This window comes from Leptolyngbya sp. FACHB-36, from assembly GCF_014695955.1.
In the GTDB taxonomy this organism is placed as follows: Bacteria; Cyanobacteriota; Cyanobacteriia; order Leptolyngbyales; family Leptolyngbyaceae; genus FACHB-36.
Map to the genome: position 1 here is coordinate 1 of NZ_JACJPG010000347.1, position 3,689 is coordinate 3,689.

4 protein-coding genes are annotated in these 3,689 nt (G+C 56.5%); 2 read left to right on the forward strand and 2 right to left on the reverse strand.

The window, feature by feature from the left end:
• Positions 1-608 (reverse strand): glycosyltransferase (locus H6F43_RS09885; protein WP_190342615.1); only part of this gene is annotated, 608 nt, incomplete at its 3' end.
• 113 nt (positions 609-721) lie between these two features.
• On the opposite strand from H6F43_RS09885, the gene H6F43_RS09890 reads away from it, so the two are divergent.
• Entirely contained in the window at positions 722-1,009 is a 288-nt protein-coding gene (locus H6F43_RS09890) for a hypothetical protein (protein WP_190342616.1), read from the forward strand.
• A 42-nt stretch (positions 1,010-1,051) separates the two neighbouring features.
• Positions 1,052-3,049 carry a squalene--hopene cyclase gene (gene shc, locus H6F43_RS09895; protein ID WP_190342617.1) on the forward strand — a complete coding sequence of 666 codons (1,998 nt, stop codon included), beginning with the start codon at positions 1,052-1,054 and terminating at the stop codon, positions 3,047-3,049.
• 172 nt (positions 3,050-3,221) lie between these two features.
• Here the strand turns inward: shc and H6F43_RS09900 are convergent.
• On the reverse strand, positions 3,222-3,689 hold a 468-nt coding region (locus H6F43_RS09900; protein WP_190342618.1), incomplete at its 5' end, for an ABC transporter permease.

Below are 3,689 nucleotides of genomic sequence, written 5' to 3' on the forward strand. Positions count from 1 at the left end.
ACCCAGCGGAACGGATACAGCTTTTGGAAGAAAAACACGAACGCGGGAATCAGCAAGTGCTCCCAAAAGCTCTCGCAGCGCAAGCGCACCATCACCGAGGTCAAATCCAAATCCTGCTGCACCGCTTGCGTGACTAATCGGCGCACGTTTGCTGCACTGTGTTCGATGTCGGCATCCGTCAGCAAAAAGTAGTCGGGTGACGCGGTGCTAGCCGCTTGAATGCCCTGATCCATTGCCCAGAGCTTGCCGGACCAGCCCGACGGCAGCGGTGCAGCAGACATTACCTGCAACTGCGAAGTTTTGCCGATCGCCTCCGCCGTGTCTTTCGCGATCGCCGCTGTGCCATCGGTGCTGTGATCATCCACCAGAATGATTGAGAGTGGACCGTCGTAGTCCTGCATCAAAAGCGATCGCAGTGTAATCGGCAGCAATTCCGCTTCATTGCGGGCGGGAATCACAGCGCAGACGGAAGGGAAGAAAGATGTTGGCAGTGGCGAGTCGGACGCTTCGAGTTGCGGGTCCGTGCGCCAGAACTGTCCTCGAAAGACCAATAAGTACAGCCAAATGATCAGCGATAATCCGGCAAGTGCGATGCCAAAAGTGCTCATGACGCAGCGAAACGTTCAACAGACGTTGCCAAGCATTCTCCCATGCACGCGGCTCAGAAAACGATCGGCGCATCCGCTATAGTTGGTAAGCACTCATTCCTAGCATCGGGGCTATGGCATTTATTCGTCTGCAAGAAAACCTGACCATCAACACGCAGTACATTATTAAAGTCAAGTGGAAACTGAATCCAGAGCAGGATACCCTGACGGGGACGGTATTCTTGGCGGAGGACGATAAACCGATCGCCGTCCAAGGCGATGCGGCATATCACCTGTGGGACACGCTGCATCCTGAGGAGCGTCCCGACGAGCGGTTGCCCCAGCACCACCTCACCCAGCCGCATTTAACCGAAGCGCCAATCGCAGACCCGATCGCTCGGCGATTGCGGCGGCAGTGGTAGTGCGCTGTAAGATAGTCCCTGTTGGGTGTGAGGGAAAGAGGGATGCAAACGCAAGACCGCACAACACGGACCTTGCTCGATGAGGCGATCGTCCGCAGCCAGACCTACTTGTTATCGCTGCAACACTCCGCTGGCTACTGGTGGGCGCATCTAGAGTCGAATGTCACGATTACCGCTGAAGTCGTGCTGCTCCACAAAATTTGGGGCACAGATTTCGATCGTCCGCTGCACAAAGTTGAAGCCTACCTGCGACGCGAACAGCGCGATCACGGCGGCTGGGAGTTGTTCTACGGCGACGGCGGCGAACTCAGCACCACCGTTGAGGCATACATGGCGCTGCGTTTGCTGGGCGTTCCTGCCAGCGATCCGGCACTGCTGCGGGCAAAAGCGTTTATTCTGGCGCGGGGTGGCATCGTTAAAACTCGCATCTTCACCAAACTGCATCTAGCGCTGATCGGCTGCTATAGCTGGCGCGGTCTTCCCTCGATTCCGCCGTGGGTGATGCTGCTGCCGAACGAGTTTCCGGTCAACATCTATGAAATGTCGAGTTGGGCGCGGGGCAGTACGGTTCCGCTGCTAATTGTGTTCGATCGCAAGCCTATCTACTGCGTTGATCCAGCCATTAACCTGGATGATCTGTATGTCGATCGCGATGGCGCTGAGGAACTGCCGCGCAACAACGACTGGACGGATCTGTTTATCGCCCTTGACAGCGTGTTCAAACAGGCAGAAGAGTGGAACCTGGTCCCGTTTCGAGACGAAGGCATCCGCGCCGCCGAAAAGTGGGTGCTGGAGCGGCAGGAAGCCACTGGCGACTGGGGCGGCATTATTCCCGCCATGTTGAACTCGCTGCTAGCGCTGCGGGCGTTGGGCTACTCGGTCGATGACCCGATCGTCGTGCGCGGTCTGCAAGCGGTGGATAACTTTGCGGTAGAAACCGAGGACATCTACTGGGTGCAGCCTTGTGTGTCGCCCGTGTGGGATACGGCACTGGTGGTGCGATCGCTCGTAGAGTCTGGACTTGCGCCTGACCACCCCGCGCTGGTCAACGGCTGCGAGTGGCTACTGCAAAAGCAAATTCTTGACTACGGCGACTGGGCCGTGAAGAACCGCACTGGCAAACCTGGAGCGTGGGCGTTCGAGTTCGACAACCGCTTCTACCCAGATGTAGACGATACTGCCGTCGTTGTGATGGCACTAGACGCTGTAAAGCTGCCGAACGAAGGACTCAAGCAGCAGGCGATCGCCCGTGCTGTCGCTTGGATCGCCTCGATGCAGTGTTCTCCTGGCGGTTGGGCAGCTTTTGACCTCAACAATGACCAAGACTGGCTGAACGCGATTCCCTACGGCGATCTGAAAGCCATGATCGATCCCAATACCGCAGACGTAACGGCGCGAGTATTGGAAATGGCAGGGCGAATCGCAAATGGGGAGCAGAGCAACCATTCAAAATTCAAAATTCAAAATTCAAAATTCCCCCACGCCAACTCTTTCGGAGACGCTTCGCGAACACTCCTTACATCCCATGCTCTCGATCGTGCCCTCGCCTACCTCATCCACGAACAAGAACCGGACGGCTCTTGGTTTGGGCGCTGGGGCGTCAACTATATCTACGGCACCAGCGGCGTCCTATCGGCGCTGGCGCTGGTAGCACCGCAGACCCACCAAAGCGCGATCGAGCGGGGAGCCGTATGGCTAGTAAACTGCCAAAATGCCGATGGTGGTTGGGGAGAAACCTGTCGCAGCTACAATGATCCGTCGCTAAAGGGTAAGGGCATCAGCACCCCGTCGCAAACTGCGTGGGCGCTGATTGGACTCATGGCAGCAGGCGATGCAACAGGAAATCTGGCGACCAGCGCCGTCGATCGCGGCATCGACTACCTACTAAGCACCCAGCAGCCAGACGGCACCTGGAACGAATCAGAATTCACTGGAACGGGCTTTCCCTGTCACTTCTACCTGAATTATCACCTCTACCGCCAGCACTTTCCCCTGACAGCGCTAGGGCGATATCGGGAGCTTTTAGCGGTTAGCCACTAGCAGTTAATTGATGCGGCAGTCGTTCGCGATCGTTTCCCCTGTCCGAAGACTGCTGCATCGACACAGCACTTTTTCTTTTTCCAATCGATTGGGCAAGCTTTGAAGTTGAAACTTAGAAGATCACCTTCAGAAGGGCACTGCACTAATCACTACCAACCTTGAGCCTGCCGCTTTAGGGATTGTCCAGTGCCTTAGATCGTCCACCGAACCGTGCAGTTAGCCAATCTCTCACATCTGAAGGCGCGATCGTCTCACTTAGCCCGCGTCCCAGCAGCACAAACAGCACCAGCGTACCCTGAATCACACCCGATAGCGAGGACTCCAGATTGAGTCCTAGAGGCAGCTGTAAGCTGCCAATGTTGAGCGCGCTGAAGAAAAACGACACGGGCAAAATCAACCAGGCATTGAAGCCAACTAGCATCGCAACCAGCAGTGCCAGAAAGCCCAAATTGCTGGAAACGCTGGGAATCAGGCGATGAAACACCGCGAGAACTTGCAGCGATCCGGCGATGCCCGCAAACCCGCCGCAGATCATAAAGGCGCTCAGCAGTTGGCGCACCGAAGGAATCCCCAGGACATAAGAGGCACGCAGATTTTGCCCAACGGCGCGGAGCTGCAAGCCGAAATAGGTGCCGCGCAT